Origin of the sequence: Arsukibacterium ikkense (genome assembly GCF_000987775.1) — a bacterium.
Taxonomy (GTDB): Bacteria; Pseudomonadota; Gammaproteobacteria; order Enterobacterales; family Alteromonadaceae; genus Alishewanella; species Alishewanella ikkense.
The window spans coordinates 1-24,957 of sequence record NZ_LAHO01000023.1; the positions used below are offsets into that span (position 1 = coordinate 1).

Annotated in this window: 25 protein-coding genes and 1 tRNA gene; 5 read left to right on the forward strand and 21 right to left on the reverse strand. The window is 49.0% G+C overall.

The genetic code is table 11. The annotated features are described in order from the left end of the window. Positions 1–333: 333 nt before the first annotated feature. Positions 334–2,352 (reverse strand): NADPH-dependent 2,4-dienoyl-CoA reductase, encoded by a 2,019-nt coding sequence (locus WG68_RS18040; protein ID WP_046559129.1) that lies wholly within the window; start codon positions 2,350–2,352, stop codon positions 334–336. Positions 2,353–2,517: 165 nt separating this feature from the next. Between WG68_RS18040 and sppA the strand changes: the two genes are divergently transcribed. Both sppA and ansA read left to right on the forward strand, forming a co-directional pair. Then, positions 2,518–4,398, forward strand: a complete 1,881-nt coding sequence (gene sppA / locus WG68_RS18045) for a signal peptide peptidase SppA (RefSeq protein WP_046559130.1) — start codon at positions 2,518–2,520, stop codon at positions 4,396–4,398. 81 nt (positions 4,399–4,479) lie between these two features. Beyond that, positions 4,480–5,508 (forward strand): asparaginase, encoded by a 1,029-nt coding sequence (ansA, locus tag WG68_RS18050; RefSeq protein ID WP_046559131.1) that lies wholly within the window; start codon positions 4,480–4,482, stop codon positions 5,506–5,508. Between the two features lie 23 nt (positions 5,509–5,531). Here the strand turns inward: ansA and WG68_RS18055 are convergent, their stop codons facing one another. From WG68_RS18055 to WG68_RS18095, 9 genes are all read right to left on the reverse strand, one after another. After that, positions 5,532–8,270, reverse strand: coding sequence for a DUF349 domain-containing protein (locus tag WG68_RS18055; protein ID WP_046559132.1), 2,739 nt, complete (start codon positions 8,268–8,270; stop codon positions 5,532–5,534). Then, on the reverse strand, positions 8,260–8,541 hold the full coding sequence (locus WG68_RS18060) for a YeaC family protein (RefSeq protein WP_046559133.1): 282 nt from the start codon (positions 8,539–8,541) through the stop codon (positions 8,260–8,262). Before WG68_RS18060 ends, WG68_RS18055 begins: the two co-directional genes overlap by 11 nt. A gap of 4 nt (positions 8,542–8,545) precedes the next feature. Then, a complete protein-coding gene (locus tag WG68_RS18065) occupies positions 8,546–8,869 on the reverse strand; it encodes a zinc ribbon domain-containing protein (RefSeq protein WP_046559134.1) in 324 nt (107 codons plus the stop codon). Positions 8,870–8,934: 65 nt separating this feature from the next. Beyond that, positions 8,935–10,062 (reverse strand): M14 family metallopeptidase, encoded by a 1,128-nt coding sequence (locus WG68_RS18070; protein ID WP_046559135.1) that lies wholly within the window; start codon positions 10,060–10,062, stop codon positions 8,935–8,937. Positions 10,063–10,127: 65 nt separating this feature from the next. Then, positions 10,128–10,373, reverse strand: coding sequence for a DUF2960 domain-containing protein (locus tag WG68_RS18075; protein ID WP_046559136.1), 246 nt, complete (start codon positions 10,371–10,373; stop codon positions 10,128–10,130). Beyond that, a complete protein-coding gene (locus tag WG68_RS18080) occupies positions 10,374–11,225 on the reverse strand; it encodes an EamA family transporter (RefSeq protein ID WP_046559137.1) in 852 nt (283 codons plus the stop codon). Beyond that, complete coding sequence (locus WG68_RS18085; RefSeq protein WP_083981976.1) at positions 11,225–12,337, reverse strand: 1-acyl-sn-glycerol-3-phosphate acyltransferase; 1,113 nt, start codon at positions 12,335–12,337, stop codon at positions 11,225–11,227. The genes WG68_RS18080 and WG68_RS18085 overlap by 1 nt, the downstream gene beginning before the upstream one ends. A gap of 119 nt (positions 12,338–12,456) precedes the next feature. Continuing rightward, the gene (locus WG68_RS18090) at positions 12,457–13,329 is read right to left on the reverse strand and encodes a DMT family transporter (protein ID WP_046559167.1); all 873 of its coding nucleotides are present in this window, start codon (positions 13,327–13,329) and stop codon (positions 12,457–12,459) included. 139 nt (positions 13,330–13,468) lie between these two features. Beyond that, positions 13,469–14,434 (reverse strand): DUF4382 domain-containing protein, encoded by a 966-nt coding sequence (locus tag WG68_RS18095; protein ID WP_046559138.1) that lies wholly within the window; start codon positions 14,432–14,434, stop codon positions 13,469–13,471. Between the two features lie 153 nt (positions 14,435–14,587). Here WG68_RS18095 and WG68_RS18100 point away from each other — a divergent pair. Beyond that, a tRNA-Pro gene (locus tag WG68_RS18100) sits at positions 14,588–14,664 on the forward strand. An 88-nt stretch (positions 14,665–14,752) separates the two neighbouring features. Here WG68_RS18100 and WG68_RS19255 read toward each other — a convergent pair. The 9 genes from WG68_RS19255 to WG68_RS18145 form a co-directional block, all read right to left on the reverse strand. Next, positions 14,753–15,853 carry an ImmA/IrrE family metallo-endopeptidase gene (locus tag WG68_RS19255; protein WP_052749163.1) on the reverse strand — a complete coding sequence of 367 codons (1,101 nt, stop codon included), beginning with the start codon at positions 15,851–15,853 and terminating at the stop codon, positions 14,753–14,755. Positions 15,854–16,066: 213 nt separating this feature from the next. Beyond that, positions 16,067–16,276 carry a DUF3892 domain-containing protein gene (locus WG68_RS18110; protein WP_046559139.1) on the reverse strand — a complete coding sequence of 70 codons (210 nt, stop codon included), beginning with the start codon at positions 16,274–16,276 and terminating at the stop codon, positions 16,067–16,069. Between the two features lie 429 nt (positions 16,277–16,705). After that, positions 16,706–17,368, reverse strand: coding sequence for a hypothetical protein (locus tag WG68_RS18115; protein ID WP_152663153.1), 663 nt, complete (start codon positions 17,366–17,368; stop codon positions 16,706–16,708). A 180-nt stretch (positions 17,369–17,548) separates the two neighbouring features. Next, complete coding sequence (locus tag WG68_RS18120; protein WP_046559141.1) at positions 17,549–17,824, reverse strand: Txe/YoeB family addiction module toxin; 276 nt, start codon at positions 17,822–17,824, stop codon at positions 17,549–17,551. Beyond that, a complete protein-coding gene (locus tag WG68_RS18125) occupies positions 17,805–18,074 on the reverse strand; it encodes a type II toxin-antitoxin system Phd/YefM family antitoxin (RefSeq protein ID WP_046559142.1) in 270 nt (89 codons plus the stop codon). Before WG68_RS18125 ends, WG68_RS18120 begins: the two co-directional genes overlap by 20 nt. 162 nt (positions 18,075–18,236) lie before the next feature. After that, on the reverse strand, positions 18,237–18,716 hold the full coding sequence (locus WG68_RS18130) for a DUF4124 domain-containing protein (RefSeq protein WP_046559169.1): 480 nt from the start codon (positions 18,714–18,716) through the stop codon (positions 18,237–18,239). Positions 18,717–18,827: 111 nt separating this feature from the next. Continuing rightward, the gene (locus WG68_RS18135) at positions 18,828–19,175 is read right to left on the reverse strand and encodes a hypothetical protein (protein ID WP_046559143.1); all 348 of its coding nucleotides are present in this window, start codon (positions 19,173–19,175) and stop codon (positions 18,828–18,830) included. Then, on the reverse strand, positions 19,172–20,347 hold the full coding sequence (locus WG68_RS18140; protein ID WP_046559144.1) for a fibronectin type III domain-containing protein: 1,176 nt from the start codon (positions 20,345–20,347) through the stop codon (positions 19,172–19,174). The genes WG68_RS18135 and WG68_RS18140 overlap by 4 nt, the downstream gene beginning before the upstream one ends. Further along, complete coding sequence (locus WG68_RS18145; RefSeq protein WP_046559145.1) at positions 20,344–21,735, reverse strand: hypothetical protein; 1,392 nt, start codon at positions 21,733–21,735, stop codon at positions 20,344–20,346. Before WG68_RS18145 ends, WG68_RS18140 begins: the two co-directional genes overlap by 4 nt. A gap of 223 nt (positions 21,736–21,958) precedes the next feature. Between WG68_RS18145 and WG68_RS18150 the strand changes: the two genes are divergently transcribed. Further along, the gene (locus WG68_RS18150) at positions 21,959–22,645 is read left to right on the forward strand and encodes a superoxide dismutase (protein ID WP_046559146.1); all 687 of its coding nucleotides are present in this window, start codon (positions 21,959–21,961) and stop codon (positions 22,643–22,645) included. An 83-nt stretch (positions 22,646–22,728) separates the two neighbouring features. Beyond that, entirely contained in the window at positions 22,729–23,277 is a 549-nt protein-coding gene (locus WG68_RS18155; protein ID WP_046559147.1) for a YaeQ family protein, read from the forward strand. 23 nt (positions 23,278–23,300) lie between these two features. Here the strand turns inward: WG68_RS18155 and WG68_RS18160 are convergent, their stop codons facing one another. Together WG68_RS18160 and WG68_RS18165 are read right to left on the reverse strand one after the other, a co-directional pair. Then, positions 23,301–23,876 (reverse strand): glutathione S-transferase family protein, encoded by a 576-nt coding sequence (locus WG68_RS18160; RefSeq protein ID WP_046559148.1) that lies wholly within the window; start codon positions 23,874–23,876, stop codon positions 23,301–23,303. Continuing rightward, positions 23,876–24,772: a DMT family transporter gene (locus tag WG68_RS18165; protein WP_046559149.1), complete on the reverse strand. Its 897-nt coding sequence runs from the start codon at positions 24,770–24,772 to the stop codon at positions 23,876–23,878. Before WG68_RS18165 ends, WG68_RS18160 begins: the two co-directional genes overlap by 1 nt. Between the last annotated feature and the right edge of the window lie 185 nt (positions 24,773–24,957).

Sequence of the window (24,957 nt, forward strand, 5' to 3'; positions counted from 1 at the left end):
CAATTCGAGGCACGTTACACCACCCTGTTTAGCCGACGTGCCTACCGCAACAGCGCCTGAGCTACTTCCCGCCCCCCGCAAGACACACTTACCGGTCTTTAACCTGAAGTCCGGGTAGAGTCATGCCTGAAAATGCCGTAAAAACATATCAGGCGTATTCCTTTACCGCATTAGCGCAGTATCTAAACATCAACATCTGTGATGGGATGGATAATTGATCAGATCTTTCTGTTGTGCCTGTCCATCAAAGGTTCTAAGCAGGATTATAAATAAAAAACCGCTCTTGATAGATACGGTTTTTAAATACTACTTGCTTCACGAGTGGCAAAGCAGTTAAATCTGCGCAGCCAGCTCTGCGCCCTGGCGAATGGCACGTTTTGCATCCAGTTCGGCGGCAACGTCGGCCCCGCCTATCAGGTGATGACGAATACCAAGCTCAGTCAGGCCTTGCTGTAAGGCGCGTTGTGGCACCTGGCCGGCGCAAATAATCACGTTATCGACATCCAGACAGCGCTCTTCACCATTAATTTCAAGCCAGAGACCGTTGTCGTCCACTTTCAGGTAGTTGACTCCAGCCAGAGTTTCTACCCCTTTTTTCTTTAACGAAGCCCGGTGGGTCCAGCCAGTGGTTTTGCCTAAACTACCTCCAACTTTGCTTTGCTTACGTTGCAGTAAATACACTTTGCGGGCGGCGGGCTCAGGCAAGGAATCCGGTAACAAGGCACCACGGCCCAGATAGCCTTTATCAACACCCCACTCTTTTAACCAGGCATCGGGCTGCAAAGTTAGCGAGTTAGCTTCAGTCAGATATTCTGCCACATCAAAGCCAATACCACCGGCGCCAATAATGGCGACATTTTTACCCACGGCTTTATGATCCCGCAATACATCTAAGTAGCTCAGTACTTTCGGGTGATCCTGCCCGGGCAGCTCGATATCCCGTGGTAAAATACCACTGGCAAGGATCACTTCGTCAAAACCGCCTTCGGCCAGACTGGCAGCGGTTTGCTCTGAATTTAAGTACAGTTTAATCGCATGCAGCTCAATCATCTTGCCAAAATAGCGCAGGGTTTCATAAAACTCTTCTTTACCTGGTATCTGCTTGGCATAGTTAAACTGGCCACCAATTTGATGCGACTTATCAAATAAATGCACCTGATGGCCACGCTGTGCCGCATACACACTAAAGGCTAACCCGGCAGGGCCGGCGCCAATCACGGCCAGCTTTTTCAGTTGGGCTGCAGGGGTAAAGTTAAGCTCGGTTTCATAACAAGCTCTGGGATTTACCAGACAACTGGCCCGCTTTTTCTGAAACACATGATCCAGGCATGCCTGGTTACAGGCGATACAGGTATTAATCTGATCCGCATTATTGGCAGCAGCTTTATTGACAAACTCAGCATCCGCCAGAAATGGCCGCGCCATACACACCATATCAGCCTGACCGTTTGCCAGTATATCTTCCGCTACCTGCGGGTCATTAATACGGTTGGTGGCGATAACCGGAATACTTAACTGTTGCTTCACCCGCTCTGTTATCCAGCTAAAGGCGGCGCGTGGTACCCGGGTAGTAATAGTAGGTACCCGTGCTTCATGCCAGCCAATGCCGGTATTAATTAACGTAGCGCCAGCCAGCGCTACGCTTTTCCCTAAAGCAACCACCTCATCAAAGGTATTACCATCTTCCACTAGATCGAGCATCGACAAGCGATAGATAATAATAAAATCTTCGCCACAGGCCTCACGCACAGCTTTTACCGTTTCCAGCGCAAAACGGCTGCGGTTGTCAAAGCTGCCCCCCCACTCATCTGTACGCTGGTTAGTACGCTGACAAATAAACTGATTAATTAAGTAGCCTTCTGAGCCCATCACTTCCACACCATCATAACCGGCTTTTTTAGCCAGTTTCGCCGCATAAGCGAAATCTTTAATGGTGCTGACAATTTGCCGTTTTGACATTGCTGCAGGCTTAAACGGGGTGATCGGCGACTGAATTTTACTGGGTGCGACATTAAAAGGATGATAACCATAACGGCCAGCATGCAATAACTGTAAACAAATTTTGGCGCCGTGTTGGTGCACCGCGGCGGTTACCTGGCAATGTTTTTTCACCTGCCACCAATAGCTTAGCTGGCTACCAAAGGGTACCAGGTTGCCGCGGAAATTGGGGCTGATACCGCCGGTGATAATTAAGCCAACGCCACCTTTGGCGCGTTCAGCATAAAACGCCGCCAATTTGCTAAAGCCATTTTTTTCTTCTTCAAGGCCGGTATGCATTGAACCCATAATCACGCGGTTTTTCAGTGTTGTAAAACCTAAATCGAGTGGTTGTAATAATTTTTGATATGCCACTTCAGCCTCTCTGGTCGTACCTGTCAAATGGGAAGAATGTAGCCGCTTTGGCCGCTGATAGCAAGCGCTAAACATTTACTTACAAATTCCATTTAGTCTTTGCCCTTAAATTGGTTAGCATAGCAGGGTCAGAAAATTAATTTGTTACCTTTACAGGAATTTACTATGTCAGAACCGAGGAAAGGGCCTATCCGCCGCTTTTTTGGCGCCATTTGGCGTGTTTACAAAGGCTTTCGCTCTACCGTGCTCAACCTGCTGTTTATTTTTATTGTTGCTATAATTGTTATCGCGATTTTCAGTGGCGACGATAAAGTTAAGATAGCCAATACCTCAGCCTTGGTGCTTAACCTCAATGGTGATCTGGTAGAAGAAAAACGCTGGGTAGACCCGTTTTCAGGCATTATAAATCAGGGCCTTGGGGCACCGGAGGATTCACCGGAAATGCTGGTGTCTGACGTGGTAAAAGTCATTGAAACCGCCACCACCGATAACAGAATTCAGGTAATGGTGTTGGATGTGTCTGGTTTACGTTCTGCCTCCATGGACAAAATGCAGCGCGTAGGTATGGCCATTGAAGGCTTTAAGACCGCGGGTAAAAAAGTGTTCAGCCATGGCGCTTTCTATGGCCAAACCCAGTACTACCTGGCCAGTTATGCTGATGAAATCAGCTTAAGCCCGATGGGCGCCGTGATTCTGGAAGGTTATGGCAGTTACCCCATGTTTTATAAAGAAGCGCTGGAGAAGCTGAAAATTAATACCCATGTGTTCCGGGTGGGTACCTATAAGTCTGCGGTCGAGCCCTATTTACGTAATGACATGTCTGACGAAGCCAAAGAAGCCAATATCGCCTGGTTGTCAGATCTGTGGGATACCTACAAGCTGCATGTCAGTAGCCGCCGTGGTTTTGAGCTTAACACCTTTGATGAAAGCTATGAGGCACTGCTGCAAAAACTGCAGGCCGCTGATGGCGACACCGCCCAGTATGCTATCAATAATCACTTTGTCGATAACCTGGCAACCCGTGAACAATTCCGGCAGAAGCTGATTAGCATTGTTGGTGAAAACGACAAGCATGTTTATAACCACGTTGGCTTTGAAGACTATGCTAAATACGCCATAGCGTCTGCCGATTTTGTTAACCCATTAACCTCTAAGGTCGCGGTGGTCGTGGCGCGTGGCATAATTGTCGACGGCAACGCTAAAGCGGGAACTATTGGCGGCGATTCAACCGCCGCCTTATTGCGCAAAGCCCGTTTTGACGACAAAGTTAAAGCGGTAGTGCTGCGAATAGACAGTGGCGGTGGCAGTGCCTTTGCCTCGGAAGTGATTGGCCAGGAAATCAGCCTGTTACGCGAAGCCGGTAAGCCCGTTATTGCCTCTATGGGGGCTGTTGCCGCCTCAGGTGGTTACTGGATAGCCGCACCTGCCAATGAAATCTGGGCATCCCCTACTACAATTACCGGCTCAATTGGTATCTTTGGCTTATTACACACGCTGGAAAATTCGTTAGCGGCACTGGGCTTAAATGTTGACGGTGTGGGTACTACCGAGCTTGCCGGCTTATCACAAGGCTTACCGCTATATCAGGGGTTGAACAGCAAAGCAAAAGACGTGTTCCAATTACTGATTGAACGCGGCTATACCGAGTTTTTAGCAATGGTAGGTAGTAATCGTAATATGTCAGTTGCCGAAGTTGATGCAGTAGCACAGGGACGGGTCTGGACAGGCAGCAAAGCGCTGGAGCTGGGTCTGGTGGATAAACTGGGCAGTTTTGACGATGCCATTGCGGCGGCAGCAGAAAAAGCCGGTTTAACTCATTACGATGTGCAGGTTATCAAACAAGAACTAACGCCTACTGAAAAAATGTTAAAAGATCTGTTTGGTAGCGCCAAGGCTAAAGGCTGGTTACCGCAGCTGCAAGCCACGCCAGAGCAGCAGATGCTACAACGGGTTAGTAAGCAACTACGACAGGATTTCGTTATTCTAAACCAGTTTAACGATCCCAATGGGATTTATTCATACTGCGTAACCTGCAGCATTAACTGACAACAAAACTGAACTCGACTACAATGCCCGCTATCTTGCGGGCATTTTTATGCCCCCGTCGCTTTATATGAACAGAATAATATGAACAGAAAACGCATTTATGTCGCCTATACCGGCGGTACTATTGGTATGCAGCAATCGGCCCAGGGTTTTATTCCGGTACCCGGTTTTTTAAGCACCACGGTAAAAAAAATGCCGGAATTTTTTCATCCGGATATGCCGCTGTTCGATATTCACGAGTATCATCCGGTCATTGACTCCTCCGATATGACGCCGGCGCACTGGCAGCATATCGCCAAAGACATCCAGCAACATTATCAGCAATATGATGGTTTTGTGGTGTTGCACGGTACCGATACCATGGCGTACACCGCCTCTGCACTGTCGTTTATGCTGGAAAACTTACAAAAGCCAGTGATTATTACCGGCTCGCAAATACCGCTGGCCCAGTTGCGCTCTGATGGTCAGGTGAATCTGTTAAATGCGTTATATCTGGCTGCCAACTACCCGATAGCAGAAGTCGCCTTGTTTTTTAACAACCAGCTGTTTCGTGGTAACCGCGCCACTAAGGCCGATGCAGACGGCTTTAATGCCTTTGCCTCCCCCAATTTTTTACCTTTGCTTGAAGCCGGTATTAATATCGATTTGATTGAAGGAAAATTAAGCCCGGCGCCTGAGCAGGTAACAGATTTGGTAGTGGCTAAAATTACCCCGCAACCGATTAGCGTGGTGACTTTATACCCCGGGATCAGCACAGATGTGATCAGTAATATGCTGGGCTCACCGGTTCGGGCCCTGATTATTAAATCTTTCGGGGTCGGTAATGCACCGCAACGGCCGGAATTGTTGCAGGTGCTGCAGGCAGCTGCTGAGCGGGGGCAAATTCTGGTAAATTGTACCCAGTGCTTTAAAGGCAAGGTAAATATGGATGGCTATGCCACAGGCAATGCGTTAAAAACCAGTGGCGTGATCAGTGGTTTTGATATGACACTGGAAGCCACCCTGACCAAACTACACTACTTATTAAGTCAGCCGCTGGATGCCAGCCAGATCCGCCAGCAAATGCAGCTGAATTTGCGTGGCGAACTGACTAACCCAGCCCAGCAATAAGGGCGCCGCAACGCCCTGTTCGTTTACTCAGTTAAAAAAGCGGCGCTAACCCGCGCCACTAAACCTAGCTCGGCCTGACTAACCGGGCCAAAAGCCAGCCAGTGTTGTAACAAACTGCGTTTATCAGCCACTTCGCCAGCATTATGTTTCAGGGTTAATAAGGTAAGTTGCACTTGCTGGCGCGCTGAGCGCTCCTGCTCCGGGCCATTTATCCCGGCAATAATTTCCAGCGCCTGAGTTAAGCCTTTACGATCCAACCCCAGTGCACCGGCCAGTTCAGGTTGCGGTTTAAATTGCGCCGGCCAGTTATCAGTGCTGTTATCTGCTGCTGCCAATACCGTAAATAAGCTGGTTATATCTTGCTGCGCAGCCTGGTTAGCCTGCTGTTGCCCCAGCGTGGCAAGCTGTTGCTGCAAATTGTCGCGCTGCTTGCGGGCGCTGGCTATCACGCCTACGTCAAGCTGCTGCAGTTGCTCACTCAGGGCGGCCAGTTCAGCACTGGCGCAGTCGGCAGTTAACGCTTGCACCGCCAGCTCTAGCTCATCCAGCGCAGCACTAAGTGCCTGCTCTTGCGCTAATTGCTGCTGTTGCTGCTCGGCAAATGCCGCCTGGCGCTGGTTAAAAAAGCCATCACAAAGCTGACGAAATTGCTGCCATAATTGCTGATCCAGTTTCTTACCGGCATAGCCCAGTAATTTCCAGCGTTGTTGCAACTCTTTAAGGATTTTGCTGCTCTGATTACTGTCGCTAAGTGCAACCGCTGCCTGAGCCTCGTTAATCAAGGCTTGCTTTTGTGCTGCAACTTGCTGCTGAAAGTCACTGGCTTTCGCTTTAAGCGGGCTAAGCGCCGCCTGATAACGTTGTTGCAGCGCCAGGTAATCCTGACGTTTAACTGGCCCTGCCTGCTGCCAGGCCTGCGTTAGCGCTTTAATACTGTTGTCCAGCGCTGCCGGCTCCTGGGGCTGGGCAGTCAACTGCTCCAATTGACTGATAATGCTTTCACGCTCGGTTAAATTAGCCGCTTTCAGCGCGTCTTGCTTAGCAAAATACTCCCGGCAAGGGGCATAAGCTTGCTCGCAGGCAATATCAAAGGCAGCATTCAGCTCTGCATCTTGCTCTGCACCGGCTTTACCAAAGCTAACCCATTGCAACCGGGCTTGCTTTACCTGCTCGGCGCGCGCAGGCATATCTGTGGCAACGGCTAACGCCAGCTGTTGCATTTGTGCCAGTAACTCTTGCTTGCGCGGCGTGGCAATATATTCCTGCCAATCCGCTAATTCTGCAATTCTGCTACTGGCAAATTCATAATCGCTGGCCAGTTTTTGCTGCTCAGCGATACTGAGCTCAGCATAATCGGTAGTAATACCTTTAAACAGACCAAACAGCACTTTATAGCGGCCTTGCTGATCGAGCCGCTTAAATTCTGCTAACTTGCTGCGACACTGGCGTAATGACCGCTCACGTTGGGCATCAAAGCCGGCAATAGCCTGCTGCCATTGCTGTTGTAATTGCTGTTTCGCCTCAGCCACAGCTGCGGGTATCGGCAGCGGTAAGTCTTTGCTGATATTGCGCCAGCTCAGTTTGTATTGGCTCAGCTGTGCTTTGGCGGCGTCGAGCTGCTCAGCGCATGTTGGCAGCGCTTGAGCGGCCCATTCACTTACCAGCCGCGATGCCTGGCTGAGCTTTTCGGCAGTGTGCGGCAAACTGGTTAACTGCTCTGCCAACACCTGTTGTTGCGCTATCAGCTTGCTGCGTTGGCTGTCACTTAGCAGCGTAGCCTGGCTAAGTTGCACTTCAAGCTGGCAGAGCTGCTGCTGGATCACCTCTGCTTTACTGATATCAACGTTAGCTAAAGCTTCCGTTAGCTGGCCTGTCAGCTGCTTAATCCCCGCTTCGAACTGTTGATATTGAGCCGCAGCGTCGGCCTGACGTGCTTGCTCCGCCCTCGCCTGGGCCAGTTGCTGTAACTGTGGCGCTAACCAGCTGTCGAGTTTGCTGGTGATCTGCTGATACTTATCAGTAAAACTACTAGCTTCTGCTGTGGGCAGACAAGCCAGCTCAGCAGAATATTGTTGCCATTGCGCTTGCAGCTGTGCTAATTGCGCCGGAATGTCAGCTGGCGTGAAACGCTCGCGTAGCGCATTTAATCGCGCCAATAGCAGAGTAAGGTCTTTGCGTAATTTAGGCGGCTTTTGCTGTTGCTGCGCTTGGGCAGTGATTTTTTGCTGCAACTGCTGCGCCAGCTCACCACTGAGTGATTTGCTGAGTTTTTCCAGTTGTTTCTTATCATCCAACTGCGCCAGCAGTTGCTGCTTCTGGGCAATCGTCAATACCGAGCCGGTTAGCGCCCTGATATTTAACTCGGGCTTATTTAAGCGCTCAAGCACAGTAAACAGAATTTCAGCGTCCGTTTCCCGTTCAGCTAGTTGCTCTAACAAGCCGCTGCGATTGCATTGGCTGATAAACTGACGCTTTAACGGCGCAGAAATTTGTTGTTGCAATAACATCGTCAGCAACTGTTGCTCAGCTTGCTGGCGTAATCTGTCACTGTTGTCTTGTTTACTGGCTTGCCACCACAATGAAAAATCATTCAGTTGCTCTAACGCAGTGCGGCGCACGGTTTCGCTACTGTCGTTAAAAGCCAGTTCGTGTAAAATTTCTTTGTGCTCGCGCTGGCCTGCAGACAGGCTGGCAATAGCTTGCTGGCGAATAGCAACGTCCGGATGTTGCCATTTCGGTTTAAACCAGTTTTTAAATATCATCGTGTCTGAACCTTGCTATTGCATCGTTATTGTCAAATTGCTTTTTAAGCTCAGCTTTAGATTTTTGCACCAGCTGACCATCGGCACCTACGGTAAATAGTTCATCTGACTGCAGCACCGTTGCCTGATATGCCATAACTAACTGTAATGTTTGGGCTTTTTGCTGTTCAGTAAGTTGCGCGCCATCAGCCCAGCGTCCGGTGGCGACGGCCTCTGCCAGCTTTTGATAAGTTTCCGGCGCCATGGCGCTGACCAGAGCTTTAAAATCCATAAGGTTATTTTCGCTTTAACAAAATAATTCGGGCACGGGTAATAACATACCAGCAAAAGCCCAGAGCAATAGCGCCGTTTGACGCATATTGGTTATAACTGTGGTTGGCTGGCTGCCACCAGTACAAAATACCAAAACCACCCAGAAACAGCACCATCGCCAGCATTGACTGATTCATCAACGACTGCATTTTACGATACTTTTTGTCCCGCTCAATGGCGGCCAGTTGTTCTGGCGTGTTACCGGTGAGATCACCGCCACATTTGCTGCAGGCCGCAGCTTTATCTGAAATACGATGCCCGCAGTACGGGCAGGAAATAATGGCCATAGCGCTTACCTTAGCTGCTTACTGTTACGTCTGATCTTCACTGTTGTACTGTACAATGAAATACCTTAGCGCAGTTTATCCACCACCTGTAATATGGCAGTTAAACTGTCCTGGCCCAGTTTCATTGAACGAATATCTGACCAGCCAAAAGCGGCATCGGGTAAATCAGCATTATCTTTAAACGGCATTTCCACGGTATAGGCCAGGCATTTAAATTGCTCTGCCACCCAGTTGGTTGCAACCGTTAAGTTAGCCTGACCCGGCGCGTCTTTATCATAGCCATATTTCACCTGAAACTCGGGTGTTACCGTTAACAAGGCCGCTTTAAAGTCTTGCTCCAGTTGGCGCATATGGTCGTTGTACGATGGCACACCTTCAGAGCCTGCCACAAAGTTGTACGGCAGGTTTTCATCGCCATGAATATCTAAAAACATGTCCAGGCCGGTTTCCAGCATTTTCTGCCGCACCAAATACACTTCCGGGCTGGTTGCCAAGGAAGGGTTTTGCCATTCGCGGTTAAGGTTGGCACCAGCTGCATTGGTGCGTAAATTGCCACGTACGCTGCCGTCAGGGTTCATATTAGGTACTATATAAAACACGGCTTTAGCCAGCAAGCTGCGGGCTACGCCATCATCTTCATCCAGCAAACGGTCCAGTAAACCTTCGATAAACCACTCAGCCATGCTTTCACCCGGGTGCTGACGGGCAGTGATCCAGATTTTCTTTTTGCTGTCATCCGGCTCCCCTATCACCAGCAGGCTCATGTCGCGGCCATCGAGTGTTTCACCTAAGTCAATCAGCTGACAGTTATAGTCATTCTGGGCCTGATGTAATAAATCCTGGTGCCGCTCGTAACTGTATGGAGCAAAGTACGCAAAATAAACCGATTCGGCTTCCGGATAATGACTAATGGTTAATACTTTACCATCATACTCTGTTTCTACCCGGAACCAGGTTTGGCGGTCGTACGAGGCCACAGCCTGGTAATCTTGCCAGCCATCGGGGTATGCCGAACCCGAAGCATTGTTAATAGTAATTTTATGCAGCTGTGGATGCGGGCTGTTTAGCCGGAAATGAAACCACTGATAAAAGTCTGACTGGTTGTCTTTACGAATAGCCAGTTGAATGTCAGCCGGATCGTCGGCTTTAATAATTTCAATATTACCACTGTCAAAATTGCTGGTGATTTTCATAATTCGGTTCCCGTTAATATAAATATGCCAAGCCTAACATAGCCACTATGGGCTGAACATCGCCTTCAGGGCTCATCCCGGACAAAACTAATGTTGCTAAAGCCCATTTTAGTAAAGGCTTGCTGCCGGAAATTTTTAATTGCCGCCTTGTCTTTGGCCGTTTTGGCAACTTGCTGCTCCATTGCCAGAAAGCTGCCCAAGTCAATGCCTTCTGCGGCAGCGACAGCTTCATATAAATCGACGAAACGATCATAACTAAAGGCAATTATTTTAGTGCTGCCTTTAAAGGTATACTGTACTTGTCTTGCCACTTAACCTCCCTGCTTTGCCGGCTTGCGGCACAACCAGATTGAAAAACCTATTAGTACGCAACCAATACTCAGCCGCACTAAATCTGTATCACGTTGCCAGATAATAACATTAACCAGCAGTCCGGCTGGGATCAGCGCATTATTCATCACTGCCAGCATGCCGCTGGATACCTGGGTGGCGCCTTTATTCCAACCATAATAGCCCAGACCTGATGCCACCAGCCCCAGCCACAGTAATACCGCCCAGTGTTCTGTGGCGGTCGGATACTGGTTACCTCCCAGCACTAACCAGGCGGGTATCGCCACCAGAGCTGCGCCGACATAAAACCAGCCAAATAGCTGATGCTGCTTTACAGCCGGATGCCTGGCCAGCACGTTTTTATAACTTACCTGGCCCAGCGCAAAACACATATTTGCGCCCTGCACCACTGCAAAGCCTACCCAGTATTGTTCACTTAACGACTGATAACGCATTAACGCCGCCGCCAGCACCGCAATAAGCGCCGCTGCAAAAAAAAGCGGGTTAAAACGTTTGGCCAGTAAGTCATGCAACAGGGTAATATACAGCGGCGTAAAAATAGTAAATACCAGTACTTCTGCCACACTAAGCAGTAAAAAAGACTGATAGTAAAACAGATACATCAGGCCCAACTGCACCGCGCCAATAGCCATAACCGACCACACCAGGCTGGTGACGAAGCGATAACGCAGTATTAGCGGGCTAAATAGCAGCAGCGCCAGTAATACCCTGCTCAGTACGGCAAAGTAAGGGTCAACCTGGCCAGCCAGATACACACCAATCAGGCTGAACGAAAACGCCCACAGTAGCGTAACACTAAGCAGATAAGCCATTACTGTTGTTTTTTAAGCACGGGCGCGGCGTACAAAGTTGTCATCAGCTGCTGCGCACCTTGCGGTACACTTTGTAACCGTTGCTGCCACTGCTTGGCAGCCTGGTCGGTCGGCGCAGGCTCTGTGCTACCCGCGGCTAACGCATTAATAGGGTAACAGCGGTACAGCTGCCAGATTTGCTGGTCAATAAAGGCCGCCGCCGCATCCGGATCTTCGGGCAATGCCTGCAAGGGTTTGGCAAAGGCCACATGTACCCGGCCTTTATAACCGACAATACCTTTAATAATAGCGTCGATGTCTTCAAACTCGGTTTTCTGATAGCTGCCCTGGGTTTTCTTCTGCCACAGCTCATTAATTTTATCACTGTCGCATGGGTCATATTCGTATGAAATGCATACCGGTACGATATTCAAACTTTGCAGATACTCGTTAAAACTCAGCCCCTGCTTTTTTCCTTCCATGTAAAACATTTTTAAAATGGTCGGGTCGGTTTGATCATTACCATCTTTGGCGCGCCCTTCACGCTGCGCTATCCAGACTGACTGGCGCTCGGTTAAGGAATGTTTGATATAGGCAGATAATTGCGACAGGTTTTTCAGCATCTCACGCGGCCCTTTAGCACCGCGTTTGACAATAAAGCTTTTATTCAGTTTCATCAGTTCGGTGGCACAGGCCTTGCGCAATAAATTATCACCAATGGCTATGCGTACCGTGGCAAAACCCTGTTGGTGCAGACACCAGTTTACCAGGGCCGGGTCCATCGCGATGTCACGATGGTTCGACAAAAACAGATAAGATTGCGCTGGATCTAACTGCTCCAGCCCAGAGCAGGTCACTTTATCTGTGGTACTGGCTATCATCCGGTCCATAAAACCGGCCACCTGTAACTGCACGGCTTTTACCGATTTCAATCGGGCCCAGCGCCGCTTAAGCCACAAGCGCACCAGTGGCGATAACAACCAACCAAAAGGTCCGGATAAACGGGGAAAGCGATAATGTAAAATGGCCTGAATAAATTCGCGATCGGCGATTAAGCGCGCTATAGCTGGCGCGACTTCGTTATCATGATATGGCCGGATGTCGGCGAAAGGATCCTGCTCCAATTGCTCCACTTCTACTCAGTTCGGTTAGTTAAAACAGCGGCCTATTTTACTGAGTTAGCAAAATTTCACCAGCCTCGATCGCATTTATTCTGCTAAAATGGCCAGCACGCCCGCAGCCAAAGGGCCACTCAGGCCCACATCACACAAATAGCGGCCACTACTAGCAGCGCTAAGCCCAGATGATCGTTGCGTACTAACTTTTCTTTTAAAATAAAAGCTGAAATCAGTAACATAAATAGTACTTCAACCTGGCCAAGGGTTTTTACCAGGGCCACCGACTCCAGGCTCATAGCAGTAAACCAGCCAATAGACCCAATACAGCTGCAGACACTAACCAATAACGTCAGTTTCGGCCGCTGCCACAATGCCACTAAGGTTGGCTGATCTTTTAACGCCAACCATAGCAGCAGTAATAGCGTTTGCAGCAAAATCACCAGCAATAATACCCAGGCGGCACCATGCGGGAAAGGTAAGCCCAGCACTAAGCTGGCCTGGCGCACCCATAACGAGGTTAATGCAAAAGCCAACCCACTGCCCAGCCCCATTAGCATTACAGGCCAGGATAACTGGCGCAGGCTGGCGCCACTTAGTAAAAACACCGCCCCGCCGCCAAGCGCCACCCCCAGCCAGGCCAGCGGCGTCAGCGTTTCGCTGAAAAGCAGCACACCCAGCACCGCGGCCAGCACTGCCTCGCTTTTTGCCAGGCCCGCGCCAATAGCATAGTTACGCAGCATAAACAGCTTCACCATTAAGGCAGTAGCCAGAATTTGAGCTAACGCTGCGCCAATGATAAAAGCAGCGAAATGGCCGTTAAATTGCGGAAGGGCTGCAGGTTGCCAGTGATATAACGCCCATAAATACAGCACAGCTAACGGCGAAGCCCAGATAAAGCGCGCCAGGGTAACACCGGCCACGTTGACTTCTTTACTGAGTTGTTTTTGAAACGCATTGCGCCAGGCTTGCATAAATGCAGCCAGCAAGGTAAAGGGGATCCACAGCACAGCAAACACCATCAAGACGTAAAGACGGCTATGCTAGCAAGGTTAGGGATTTTTTAATAGCGGGTCAGAAAAATAGTGGCCATTGCAACACGTGATGGCGACAGCACACCAGGCTGTCGCACCAACGTTTCAGATACTGTTACTCGACAAAATCCAGCTCAACTGCCGTTGCGCTGGCGGCTATGGTCACATTTTTAGCCTGTAAAAAGACAATCGGATCTGCCGCTTCAGGGTCGTCATCGATATCACAACTTACCGCTGCGGTATAAGTATCGGCCTCAATAAAGCCGATGCTGTAATGATATTCGCTAACTCCATCAAAGTAGACATTGGTACTGGCATAGGGCTGATAGCTATTAGCACCACCGTTATCTGACAATTCGGCTAACGGCCGGTCGGCGCCCTGATACAAGTAAACGGTTGCCACAGGTAGAGCCGCATTGGCCGGCGCTACGGTACAACTGTTGTTAATCAGCAACCCCTCCGCAACCTGACCGGTTAAGTGACCAACCTCACTATTATCCACCAGGCGCAAGCCGGTAGGTTTTAACAGATAGCCAGCCTGGCCAACCGGGTTGACCATTGCTTTGCGTAAATCGAACTCGAGGGTGTAACTAAAATTGCCCCCCGCAGATAAGGTAACGCCGCCTAACTTCAGCTCGTTAGATGGCACCCGCAACGGCACCCTGTCCCCCTCTGCTAACTCAACATAGCTGCCCTCGGCAATGACCAGCCGCAGCTGACCGTAGTTGCCAGCAGCAAATTCAGCTTCGCTGATCAGGGCTTCAGATTTAGCCCCATCCAGTTGTAATAAATCTACCCCGCGGGTATTGGCAATAACATTGCCCTGCGCATCGCGGCACAGGTCGTTGGCGTCGGCGGCAACGGCATCAGCGCCAATGGTAAAGCTCTGCCTGCCCTCACCATTACCGGTTAGCTCCACTTGATTAAAACATAGCATCACGACATTGGCGCCATTTACGGGTGCATCGCTAACCCCAAGGCTAAATTTGACAGATTGAGGCTCGTTATCAGATGAACCACCGCAAGCGGTTAAGGTTGAAATTGCGGCAATAACTGCGCCGGCTACAAGTGCTTTGTTCATTATAATATCCTCCAAAATGGTAGCCCTAGTTAACGCCCCCGGGACTGAACCTGTACTTAACCCCGGCAAAGCCAGGCTAACTGGCGAAAATTGCTGCAGTTAATCAATACAGCATTGCTTTCTGGCGGGGAATCATTATGATACGCCCTACGTCGGTACGTAGCGCAGCTTGGTAGCGCACTTCGCTGGGGGTGAAGGGGTCGGAGGTTCGAATCCTCTCGTACCGACCATTAATTTCCCACCAAAAAGCCGTTAAGTTTTGCTTAACGGCTTTTTTGTTTTTATTACAGTAGATACAGCAACTTTTTAAGTGGAATTTTAATACTCTGGAACCAGTTCTAGCTCCTCTAGTCGGATGGCCATAGCTTCTTTTGAAACTTTAAATTGCTCAGCCAGGGAATATACAGCTTCACCATTGATACGATCCAAACCAGCCAAAGCCCTTGCCATGCCTCGCTTAGTTGATATCGCTTTTTCAATTCGTTTGTCGTTATTACTGTTGAGCAAGTATTGTAGATTGTCACGTTGCAACATTTCGGCAGGGAAACGTCCGTTAAATCGGCTAAGCACTAATTTAGCAGGCATTAAGAAATACACTGCAAATTTATCAGCCTCAACTTCAATGCGGTCACGAGTCACACTGCTACTTCCATCTAACGGTCTATCGCGATGTAACCCAGTCTGCTCATGCATTATTGCATGCGCAATCTCGTGCGCTGCTGTAAAATTCAAAACTTCTGGTGGCATACGCATCGACAGCTCAACCCTCTTATTGTCCTTGTCAATTATGCCGGCAACATCAATATCTCCCTCTATTACGCCTAACGAACTTTTCTTAAATACTTTATACCCCAACAGCTCAAATGCTTTCTCGGGGTTAAGTAACTCTACTGGATCATCAGGTGCACCATCAGGCCACAGGGCTTCTTTCTGATGCCATACGGCATGAGCCAGTTGCCGTGCAGTCTCCTCGATCAGCTTGTAACTAATTTTGCCTTTGCTATTAGTAACAAGCTGATTGAATTGTAGAAGCGGCAAAGGTGGGTTCTGTTTGCCACTACCGCCAGCAAACAAGAACTCATCTTCTTCTTGGTTTGCCGCAACAGCGTAACGGTTCAGGTGCCCTTTGTAACCTTCGTGAAGTTCATTACTTTCATACTTTGTAGCCGGAATACCCGGATAAGCGTTTAAAGACGGTAGCACTTTAATTTCATCATCATCAATCTGATCAGCTAAAACTTCATACGGATGTCGATGACTTCTATTGGCCACAACAATATCAGCCTGCTCTTTACTTATGTCAGTGGCAGCTAATTGGCTGGGCATGTCGGCGCTATATTCCCCGTCGTCATCGAGATGTGCGAAAGGATTCTGTAGCCGTTGACGATCTTTGATTATCAAATTCAGAGGTGCTGTCATGCAATAAACCTTTTTGTATAAAAAGCAATCGATTAACGATAGTTCAACCACCAATAAAGTGTTAATAAGAACTTTATTAATTCAATAATCCAAAAAAACATTAAATAATTAAGCGTTGTTCGTGGCATTAAGTGGAGCCTGCTCAGCGGCAATTGCACTGTAATATGCAATATTTGAAAAAAGAGGCACCCGAAGGTGCCTAGGTGCCTTGTATTAGTCGTTGACGTTGTTACCGGGACTATTATCTGGGTTAGCTCTTACATATTTAGTGCCATCAATTTTTACAACGTGATGGCCCGGGTGCTTACCTTGCTCAACCTCTTTAACAAGCGTTGGCCTTGTAACCACTTTACCTCTACCAACTTTATAGGCGTCATTGCCAGATCCAGATTTACTTCCTATGCCTTTTATAACTTTAGTCATGTAATTACCTCGAAATGCTTCGCAAGGTACGCTACTATGTCTTTGTTGGTTAAAGCAGCGTGCTCTTGCATGATGTTTAACTAAAGGGGCGTTCGCGCGCCCCTTACCTTTACAGCTTGGCTGTATCTCAATTATAGCATCGCAAACACATCCGACCAGTTGTTTTTATAATTATTGTAATACAGGCAATTTAAACAACTGTTTGATTATCTCTCAAGTTCAGGATTTGAATAAAATATTTAGTAATGGACATGCACTCCAAAATATTATGTCACCACCGCCATTGCCGGGCACCTGCAGCCGATTTTGAAATTTGAGAAATTTGAGGGTCAGATCAAAATTAAACTGCATCTCTTAAGTTGGTGCATACCTCGGCAGTCAGTGTGAGTAATATAAAAGACGAGGCGATGAAATCTCTTTCCCCCAATCTTAATCGCCCTGTTTTTTTCCAGGAACTTTAAGCTGAAGTAATTTGCGGTTACGCCTTTTCAACTTGGAATACAGTACAAATCCGAAAATTGCGATGAACAAGAAGAAATAAGCCTGTACTTTCTTGTCAGATTGCCGCTTTTCAGAGTGACGAACAAACTCAGAGTAAGATACAACGGGGCCTCCCTCTACTGAACGGATCTCCCACACCTGACCACCGCTGGAGCTCATCACTCGGACACGGGTACCAAGTTCAAGGCCAAGTAATTTTTGCCAGGTTCCGTTTACTTTAAAGGTTCTATCGGCAACATGAAGGTTATATAGTTCAACACCGTTTCTGGAATAGGTCTGCTGCATACCATTGTATTTACCGTTGTATGAATGCAGCGTACTGTAGCTTGGTACATAGTCTCCGATAAAAAATAACGGTAGCAAAATGATCACAGCTATCGAAGAGTACAACCAAAAATTTTGCAGCCCTGTCGACACAGGCTTTTTCAGCCAGATAATTTCTTGTGTTGGTGCTTCCTTCCCGCTTAGCGGCTCCTGTTTATTGGCAATCAACCGTTCGAGCTCGTTTGCCTGCTCAGGATACTCTTCAACATTCAGTTGTTTTTGGGTTTCAAGTAGCTCTTCTAATGTAAATCTTGAATAATCAGGCAAAATGCTCTCCCTACTTGTGGTCACTAAGTTCCCTTAAGCTTTCAGCTACATTTAACTTTAATCCCTTAACTAATCAACAGCTAATAGAGGTGAATTAATAAAGAAGTACAGGTGCAGATTCTCTCGTACCGACCATTAAATTCCCACAAAAAAGCCGTTAAGTGTTGCTTAACGGCTTTTCTAATAATGAAAGCGGCACTGCGCTATGACCAGATAGCCGTTGGCGTAGGTATAAACCAGCCGGTGTTCACGATCTATGCGCCTGGAGTAAAATCCGGAGAAATCCCCTACTAGCCTTTCGGGCTTGCCCTTGCCTTCCAGTGGCGAGCGCAGGGCTTCTTTGATCAGTTCATCAATACGCGTACTGAGTTTTTTGTCGTACTGCTTAAAATACTGGTAGTCTTGCCAGGCACTGGCATCGAACGCCACACCGGGTTTACTTTTGCGCTGGCTCATCAGAAAAGTGTTCCTTCACCTCAAAAACACCAGCTTTAATGCGGGCTATCGATTCCCTCAAGCGGTTTGCATTATTCGGGGTACTTAATAAATACAGGGTTTCTTGCATCGCGTTGTAGTCTTGCTGCGAGATCATTACCACATTGCCCGAACGCTGATTCGTTACTAACGTTGGCTCGTGCGTATCCAGTACGGTGTCGATAACGGCTTTAAAATTCGCTCTGGCTTCACTAACAGTAAGTACATTCATGCGCGGCTCTCCAATCTTAATCACTTACAACGGTGCCCAAGCTCTGGGTTTTAATGTTACCCACTGGCTCTTAAACACACAAAGTGTACAAAGGTTGGTACTATAACACAAGTTTTTTGTACAATACTTGGTACCAAGCTCAGCCGCAGCGCTGTTAGCCAGCTACAGCTGTCGCGCTTCGTCATTAAGCCTGTTGATTTCAGACTCAATCATTCTGACATCGGTGTCGTACTGGGTAACCACTGCTGTCATCTCACCTGAGATACTGTCTTGCTGCACTGCGCCAGCCAGGTTGTTTTCAGCCGCTAACTTGGCGTTTCTTAACTGGTTAATTTTGGCATTGCGTTCGGCAATTTTGCGTAGCTTTTCTGCTTCAAGCCGGTTAATTTGCTGCTGAATATCCCGTTTACGTAATGCCCCGCGCAGCCTGTCCATGGTGGCGGCGGCATTTTCTGTGACAACAAGCTCACCTTGCTGCAGCTGCAGCGGTTTCAGCTCTTCGGTAGCGTAGTGAGTCACCTCAGCATCGTCACTGCAGGGAATTTGACTGAAGGTCATTACGCCATCAATTTCACATTTATAAACATTAGCTGTTACCACAGATGGTACCAGTAACAGCAGCAATGTTAGGCTTTTCATCATGTTAACCAAACCCTTTTTCTGACTTGCCCTTGCCTGCAGCATACCGCGAGCGCATTCTGTTTTCATTAAATTAATATAACATGCAATAACCTCAGCTGAACAACCTTGCCTTTATGGCTGATATGGCAAGAATGTTTTGCTGCGTGAACCATTGGCTACGCCATCAATAAACAACTGATAGCTCACCCCATCGAGGCTGCCATTCCCCTGGTAAATAAAACTGCCGTCTTCAAACAGGGTTAGGCTGCCGTGGGCCGGCGGCTGGCTAAGTTCATAGCGCAGCTCGCTGCCCGGGTGCTGCAAAGCGTCAGCATATAATAACGAAGGGCCGTTTTCACCAGTGGCCGGTACCTGTGCGGCGACAATGCCCTGCCCGGCATAAGCAGAGCTGGTCCAGCCGCTGTGTAACTCACCGGTAAGCCAACTTAGCGACGGGGTGCTCGTCGCCAGGGTGTTCATAAAGCCGTCCCCAGCGGCATCCGGCTGGCGCCATTGGCCAGTTTCCAGTCTGCCCGGTACTGGTTATTGGCGCTAAGCTGAGCAGATGTCACGGTAAAAACCCCATTGCTGTCGGTGCTTAAGCCGCTTACCCGAGCCACCAGTGCCCCGCTATCCGGGTGGTACAATGCAACATACTCTAATGCCTGGTTGGCGAGCAGCTGGCCCGTGTTGTCCCGCAGTGGCAGGCTGCTAAAGGTAGCTACGCTCGAAACAGGATCAGTGCTAAAGGCTGCCGCTGCGGACCAGCTGCCCGGCCCCGCACCATTCACCGCCCGTACTTCAATATTGTAACTGGCGTTAGCCGCCAAGCCGCTAAGCGCTATGGGGTTACTGGCAGCTTGTGCGGCACCACCGTTAAGGCGGTATTCAAAACCGGTTTGATCGCTGTGCGAATAGCTGAAACTTACCTCTGCACTGTTGCTGGTGGTAGCAATATTACCAATGGTAACCTGGCCTAGCGGCGCCTGCACCGGCGTACCACCTTGCCATTGCGGGTTGCCATGCAGGGTCATTACCTGGTTTTGGATAGCGTCGATTGTGCTGCTACCACTGCCTTCGTTAAATAAGAACACAATGTCAGCATTAGTTAAGTTTTGCGGCAGCACCACCCCGTTAGCCAGATCTTCAACCTGTTGATTGGTTAGTGGCGTAACAGTGGTTGTGGATATTTTAAAGAACTGCTGCATCACGCCACTGGCGTAACGATCGCTATTGCCATCGGCCCGGCGCATCAGGTTCCAGCTGGCTGTGCCGCTTAACGACGTATAACCACCGCAATATACCCGCACCGCACTGCCACCGGCTTTGCAATACCACAGATAATTATTGTTGGCGTTGCGCTCCCAGATAATTAAGTAAGGCGTGGTACCGTTCTTAAAATCATCAGGCATATTCAGTTTATTGGCAAAGGTATTACCCCGATGCAGCGATATGGTGCCAGCGTTAGCGCCACCTGACGAATACCAGAGATTAACCGCAGTGTTGCTCAGGTTGCCGGTCGACATTAAATAATGCAGCTCATTTGGCCCGGCCTGATACTGATACCAGATGGCTACCGCGCCATCTGTTACTGCCATACTGTTATGTTGAAACTGGCCGTACTGATTAACGCCATTAAAAAGCAAACTCATGCTAAGGTCCTCGGATCTATCCAGTTTCTGGGTTTATACAGCCATACATCGCCATTTAACGCATGCTGTAAGCCAATAAAGCAGCCTAAATCCGGCGCATACTCCCATTTGCCAAAAATGCCCACGCCACTGCCACCGTCATCATTCAGTTCCTGCCGGGTCATTGGCCGTGCTGCGCCAACGGGTTCTACTCGTTCGATATGCCAGCCAGCGGAGGCGGTAGGCTTGCCTTCTGGCGGAGTGAGATAGTACAAACGACCGCCATTGCCCCATAACACAAACTGGCCAAGCTGTTGGCTGAAATCAATTCCCATTCGGGTGCGATGCTCATCATTAAAAAAGTCGGTAATATCACCGGCAATAGTATCGTAACGCACCCGCTGATCGTTATTCGTCGGCCCGGCATAATCCAGATCCCAGAACACAAATGCCGCAACCGTGCCGCTGTTGCACATCAGATAAATATTACGTTGGCTATCTAGCCCTGCTGGCATCTCCCCACTGTTGCCATTCCAGGGGCGGCCTACCCGACTGATAACATCATCTGCCGGGTTTTGATGAAACTCGATCCGGTACAATGATTTGGTGGTACTGGCTGTACGGCTGGCATAGACCACATCACGCCCATTTTCCTGCCGATAAGCCGTGTGGCAGGTTCGGGTATTAATCGCCGTGCCAAACGCAGAGGCCTGACTGCCGGCAAACCAGTCGCGCAGCTGCCAGGCATTCGCGCCGGGTAAATTTACGCCGCTGTAAGGGCCGGTTTTCGGATTGTCGCCGCTGCCACCAGCCACCAATCCCTGACCTGCCAGGGTTAAATCCAGTAGATAGGCACCCGCAGGTCTTAAGTAACTGTAATTATTGGCAGGATCGTGCAGTTTAAAATAACCGCCATCGCCATGCTGAGCACCGCCGAAAGTACAAAACCGATCCAGCACTGGCAGGTGGATATTATTGTCGTAAACGTGACTGGAACAAGGCTGGCGAAAACCACCACAGATTGGCGTGTGTTTATCGGCGCTTAATGAATAGTAGTCTGACGGTAAAAAGGCATAAAACCAGTTGCCGGTAACCATATCAAACACATAAGGCGTGTTATCTGAAGTATTGGCATGACCGCCGCCCCATAACACTAACCAATGCCGGCTGCGATCGTAAGCAAAACCCGACCAGGCTCTTATTAACGGCTCGGGGCTGGCTTTGCCATTCAGATAGGGCGGCCGTAACGCGGGTTCCAGCCAGGCACTTTGAAAGGTGGTTTGCCGGATATTTTGCCAGCTGTTAGCCGGCATAGCTGCTAACAACTCCAGCAGTGGGTCGGTCTGCTGACTAAAGCGGCCAGCCACTATCCGGTTATTAATATCCATATAATAGGTATCTTGCGCCACGTAAATCCCTTACTGTCGGTAAAACTATTGCACTTGTCGCACCACGTTCAACGACGTGACAGATAGCTGTTAAGCTGATAAGTGATTAGGTTTAGTTCAGATTATAGCTATCCGTCAAGCTTATGTTTATAGTGGTATACATTGATATTCTAATAATTTACCTTAATTTATCTGACACTTAGAATTAAGCACGTCATATTTTTATGTTCAACAGGAGTATTCCATGATACTAAAAACCGCCAAATCACTATTGCTTGCTACGTTGTTTACAGTTGGCGCAGTCGCCGTTGCCGATACATTTACCCTGGAGCCACTGCCTTACCCGGCCGATGCCTTAGCGCCGGTTATTGATAAAGAAACTATGCAAATTCATCATGGTAAACATCATCAGGCCTATGTGAATAACTTAAATGGCCAGGTCGATACGTTTCCCGAGTTAGCCCAGTTACCACTGGAAGCGATAATGTCGCGGATGTCTCGTTATAACGATGCCGTGCGCAACAATGGCGGTGGTCACTATAACCATCAGTTATTCTGGCAGTTAATGGCACCGCCGGGCCAGGGTGACGCGCCGTCAGCCGAACTGCAGGCCGCCATTAAGCGTGACTTTGGCTCTTTAGTGGCAATGCAAAATGCCTTTAATCAGGCGGCGGCTACCCGTTTTGGTTCTGGCTGGGCCTGGCTTATTCTCGACGCCGACAACAAGCTGGTGGTGAGCTCAACCGCAAATCAGGACAACCCGCTGATGGATGTCGTTGAGATACGGGGCACCCCGTTATTGGCGCTGGATGTCTGGGAGCATGCCTACTATCTGCAATACCAGAACAAACGTGGTGACTACGCCAGCGCCTGGTGGCAGCTGGTAAATTGGCAAAAAGTGAATGAATTATACCGCTCTGCTACCAACTAAGTTTGTTCACCGCTAAGCGGTTTTTAATGCGATAGCCGCAGTGCTGCGTTACACTGCGGCTTTTTTATGGCTGGAACCCTACTATGGCACTTAAAGCGACTGTTTTTAAAGTTCAGCTGCAAATAGCAGATATGGACCGCAACTATTATCAGGACCATAGTTTAACCTTGGCGCAGCACCCATCTGAAAACGATGAACGCATGATGGTAAGGTTGCTGGCCTTTATCATCAATGCCTCAGAGAGCCTGAGTTTTACCAAAGGCTTAAGCGCAGAAGAAGATCAGGCTGAATTATGGGACTGTGACTTAACCGGCAATATTAACTTATGGGTTGAGTTTGGCCAAAGCGATGAAAAATGGCTGCGTAAAGCCTGTGGCCGCGCCCGGCAAGTACAATTGTTTTGCTATGGCGGGCGCAGTGTGCCGGTATGGTGGAAAAATATCGAACCCGCTTTGCAGCGTTATCAAAACCTGCAGGTAACTGAAATCCCGGAAACGGCGGTGAAAGAAATGGCCAGCCTGGTAAACCGCACTATGCAGTTGCAGTGCAATATCAGCGAAGGCCAGATTTGGTTATCGGATGCTAGCCAGAGTGTGCTGATTGAACCGGTTGTGCTAAAAGCAGTGCAGTAACCGGTTTAATGCCTTAGCGTTCGCTACGCCAGCCGTGGATCAGTTGCCGCGACCATCGGCTGTTGTGTATGCTGCGCCATAAAGGCTAACAGCGCCGGGTAATCGTCCAGCTCCAGCAGCTCCCGAAACACAATCCAGTCAAGCAGGCTGTATAGCGCCATTGCCGGATAGCGCCAGTTAGCAAATTCCGCATTGGCGGCTTGTTGCTCCAGCACAAACAGCGAAGTGCTGATCCGCTCACGCTGTAAATTGTAAAATAACTTGTCTTCATTGGTATCCAGACCACTGCGGCTACACTGGAATAACATCACCAGAGAGTCGTTCACGGCGTTGATAACGGTTAACTGATTCTCCTGATACCAGCTAAGTGCTGATACATTGGTTTTCGCCGTCAGATAACGGTATATCACACCGGAATCAAAAATAATGTGGCCATCATCTTCCAGCATCGGAATGCGCAAGGTGGGATTCATGGCTGCAAGCACGTCGCGATCGGCAGCTTCCAGAATATTCAGTTTACTAAACTCGTAAGGCAAGCCAGTAAGAAATAAGCGGATCCGTCTTACATAGGGTGAGGTTTGGGAACCATACAGTATCATCATTGCTCCTTTAATGTTATCGCCGGGCGCGCAGCTGTCAGACTAAAACCGGTAACCAGCATAGTACCGGCAATAACAATACTGGCGCCGGCCAGAGTATGCCAGCCAATGGCTTCATCTAAAAACAGATGGCCCCAGATTACGCCAAATACCGGGATCAGAAAAGTCACGGTCAGCGTTGGGGTAGCGCCTAAATCCTGCACCAGCCTAAAATACAGCAAATAAGCTATCCCGGTACACAGTACCCCCAGCGCCAACACTGCCAGCATACTTTGCGTTGCCGGTTGCGCCACGGGCATGGGGATAAACCACAGCAGTGGTAACAACCATAAGGTGGCGCCCCACATATTGCCATGGGCATTATTAAATGCCGGTACCGGTTTCGCCAGCCGGGTATACCAGGTCGCGATACCATAACAACAAGCCGCGCCAGCTGCGGCGGCAATAGCAGGCAGTGCTGCTTTATCGGCAACGACGGCGTCAAACCCCACCAAAATTGCCACGCCACCGATACCCAGTACTAAACCCAGCGCCACTTGCAGTGTCATTTGCTGGCGGAAGAACAGCCAGCCAATCAACGCCCCCCAGAGCGGCGCAGTCGCATTCAGCACCGCCAGCAACGATACGGTAAGGGTTTGCGCCGCATAGGCAAATAGCAAAAAAGGTAAAGCCGTATTAAAAAAGCTAAGCAGCATAAAATGCCCGGCATATTGCCTGACAGGCAAGCTACGCTGATACGCCATTGCTACCAGTGCCAGAAAAAGCGAGGCCAGTAATACCCGGCCAAACATCAGCCAGGCAGGCCCAAATTCGGGCACCGCAATACGCATAAACAAAAAAGAGGCGCCCCAAATCGCAGCCAGACTAAATAAACGGAGAATGCTGGCAACGGCCACGTCTTTGCTTCCTGTTAATCATTAACGTTAAAAAAACGGTGACTAAAAGCGAAAAAAGCAAGCGGCTGATATTGCCAAGCTATGCAGTTTTATTGCATAATCATCTCGCTTCATTTTTGCTTTATAGCTTATTTAGCTTTTGACCCACGCCCCGGCGTGGGTTTTTTAATTTTAAATTACCACGC

What these genes read in the sequence shown, in the direction of transcription:
- WG68_RS18120 (WP_046559141.1), bottom strand. Translation starts at nt 17,824, where the DNA reads ATGAGCCAGCGCAAAAGTAAACCCGGTGTGGCGTTCGATGCCAGTGCC.
- WG68_RS18160 (WP_046559148.1), bottom strand. Translation starts at nt 23,876, where the DNA reads ATGATACTGTATGGTTCCCAAACCTCACCCTATGTAAGACGGATCCGC.
- WG68_RS18150 (WP_046559146.1), top strand. Translation starts at nt 21,959, where the DNA reads ATGATACTAAAAACCGCCAAATCACTATTGCTTGCTACGTTGTTTACA.
- WG68_RS19255 (WP_052749163.1), bottom strand. Translation starts at nt 15,853, where the DNA reads ATGACAGCACCTCTGAATTTGATAATCAAAGATCGTCAACGGCTACAG.
- WG68_RS18155 (WP_046559147.1), top strand. Translation starts at nt 22,729, where the DNA reads ATGGCACTTAAAGCGACTGTTTTTAAAGTTCAGCTGCAAATAGCAGAT.
- WG68_RS18065 (WP_046559134.1), bottom strand. Translation starts at nt 8,869, where the DNA reads ATGGCCATTATTTCCTGCCCGTACTGCGGGCATCGTATTTCAGATAAA.
- WG68_RS18080 (WP_046559137.1), bottom strand. Translation starts at nt 11,225, where the DNA reads ATGGCTTATCTGCTTAGTGTTACGCTACTGTGGGCGTTTTCGTTCAGC.
- WG68_RS18125 (WP_046559142.1), bottom strand. Translation starts at nt 18,074, where the DNA reads ATGAATGTACTTACTGTTAGTGAAGCCAGAGCGAATTTTAAAGCCGTT.
- WG68_RS18140 (WP_046559144.1), bottom strand. Translation starts at nt 20,347, where the DNA reads ATGAGTTTGCTTTTTAATGGCGTTAATCAGTACGGCCAGTTTCAACAT.
- WG68_RS18055 (WP_046559132.1), bottom strand. Translation starts at nt 8,270, where the DNA reads ATGATATTTAAAAACTGGTTTAAACCGAAATGGCAACATCCGGACGTT.
- WG68_RS18095 (WP_046559138.1), bottom strand. Translation starts at nt 14,434, where the DNA reads ATGAACAAAGCACTTGTAGCCGGCGCAGTTATTGCCGCAATTTCAACC.
- WG68_RS18135 (WP_046559143.1), bottom strand. Translation starts at nt 19,175, where the DNA reads ATGAACACCCTGGCGACGAGCACCCCGTCGCTAAGTTGGCTTACCGGT.
- WG68_RS18110 (WP_046559139.1), bottom strand. Translation starts at nt 16,276, where the DNA reads ATGACTAAAGTTATAAAAGGCATAGGAAGTAAATCTGGATCTGGCAAT.
- WG68_RS18060 (WP_046559133.1), bottom strand. Translation starts at nt 8,541, where the DNA reads ATGGATTTTAAAGCTCTGGTCAGCGCCATGGCGCCGGAAACTTATCAA.
- WG68_RS18070 (WP_046559135.1), bottom strand. Translation starts at nt 10,062, where the DNA reads ATGAAAATCACCAGCAATTTTGACAGTGGTAATATTGAAATTATTAAA.
- ansA (WP_046559131.1), top strand. Translation starts at nt 4,480, where the DNA reads ATGAACAGAAAACGCATTTATGTCGCCTATACCGGCGGTACTATTGGT.
- sppA (WP_046559130.1), top strand. Translation starts at nt 2,518, where the DNA reads ATGTCAGAACCGAGGAAAGGGCCTATCCGCCGCTTTTTTGGCGCCATT.
- WG68_RS18130 (WP_046559169.1), bottom strand. Translation starts at nt 18,716, where the DNA reads ATGATGAAAAGCCTAACATTGCTGCTGTTACTGGTACCATCTGTGGTA.